1 protein-coding gene is annotated in these 1,648 nt (G+C 64.7%); it reads left to right on the top strand.

What is annotated here, in order from left to right; genetic code table 11:
• Positions 1-111 precede the first annotated feature (111 nt).
• Positions 112-1,500, top strand: coding sequence for an IS1380 family transposase (locus ABIC25_RS24910; protein ID WP_354563589.1), 1,389 nt, complete (start codon positions 112-114; stop codon positions 1,498-1,500).
• Positions 1,501-1,648: the final 148 nt, after the last annotated feature.

Raw genomic sequence — 1,648 nt, 5'->3', positions numbered from 1 at the left:
AGCCTGGATCCGTGGACTGGCCCGGGGTGTCGATAACGTGAAAATGCCCTCTGAGCTGGAATGATTGGTGGTGTTGAGACACTAAAACAATCCAGTCAAAAGGCACTTTCAGTGAAAGTATCGCATAGGTTCGGCGCCGAGTCCGCTGTCTTTGACGACGACAACCTGGTGTCGCATGCCGGGCTGGTGCCGGTGATGGCGTTGGCCGAATCGACCGGACTGGCCTCCCTGCTGGGCGAGCGAGTCGATTTGGGCACCACCCAAGTCGCCTCGGCCGGGGCCAACCTCGAGGCTAAACTACTGACCGTGATCGCCGGATTGTGTTGCGGCGCCGATAGTATCGACGACATCAACCTCGTGCGTGCTGGTGGACATACCCGCCTGTTCGACCGCGTGTACGCCCCGGCCACAATTGGACAGACCCTGCGCGAGTTCACCCCCGGCCACGCCCGGCAACTCAACGCCGTGATGACCCGGGCACTACCAGCGATGTGCGCCGCCGCTGACCTGTTGCCTGATGCCGAGGCCCGAGTGTTCGTCGATATCGATTCGTTGCTGCGCCCGGTCTATGGCTACCAGAAGCAGGGCGGCTCCTACGGCCACGCCAAGATCGCCGGACGTGAACTGCTCCGCCGGGGTCTTTCACCGTTGATTGCCGCCCTATCGACACCCGGACACCCACCGGTCATCGCCAACGCCTGGCTTCGCGCCGGGCGCGCCGCCTCCGGTACCGGGGCAGCAAAGATGATCGCTGAAACCATCACCACCGCACGCCGCTGCGCAGCGACCGGTGAGATCACCGTCCGCGGTGACTCCGCCTACGGCACCGCCGCAGTGATGCGCACCTGCCAACGCCTGAACACAACGTTCTCGCTGGTCCTGCGCACCAACACCGCAATTACCCGCGCGATCACCGCGATCAGCGAACACGCCTGGACCCCAGTGCACTATCCCGGCGCGGTCACCGACCCCGACACCGGCGAGCTGATCTCCGATGCCGAAGTCGCCGAAACCACCTACACAGTGCAGCCGCTCTCAACTCAGCCGGTCACCGCCCGACTCATCGTGCGCCGCGTCAAAGCCCGCCACCCCGAGAACACCGACACGTTAATGCCGGCCTGGCGGTACCACTCGTTTTTCACCAACACCACCGACGACACCGTCACCGCCGACATCAACCACCGCGGCCACGCCATCATCGAGACCGTGTTCGCCGACCTCATCGACGGACCCCTGGCGCACCTACCCTCCGGGGTCTTCGGCGCCAACGCCGCCTGGCTGGCGCTGACCGCCATCAGCCACAACCTCCTGCGCACCCTCGCCGCACTCGCCGCAACCCCCAGACTGCGAGCCGCACGTGGAGCGACCCTGCGCCGCGCCTTGATCGCGGTACCCGCCCGACTAGCCCGACCAGCACGAACACCCGTCCTGCACCTGCCCCGACACTGGCCAACACAACAGGCCTTCACCACCTTGTGGACCGCTGTGAACACCACCTGATCCCACAGCCCGACCTGCCCACCCACGACCAGGAACCCCAGTGAGAAAGCTGACACAAGGTCAGCGAATACTCCATGCCCACAACACAATTACGCACTCACGCACTGCCAACCACACCCCCCGGCAACCGCATCCACGGATCCAGGCT

Origin of the sequence: Gordonia sp. PvP123 (assembly GCF_040547295.1) — a bacterium.
Classification (GTDB): domain Bacteria; phylum Actinomycetota; class Actinomycetes; order Mycobacteriales; family Mycobacteriaceae; genus Gordonia; species Gordonia terrae.
Note: the sequence above shows the minus strand (reverse complement) of the source record. Positions and strands in the feature narration are given on the sequence as shown.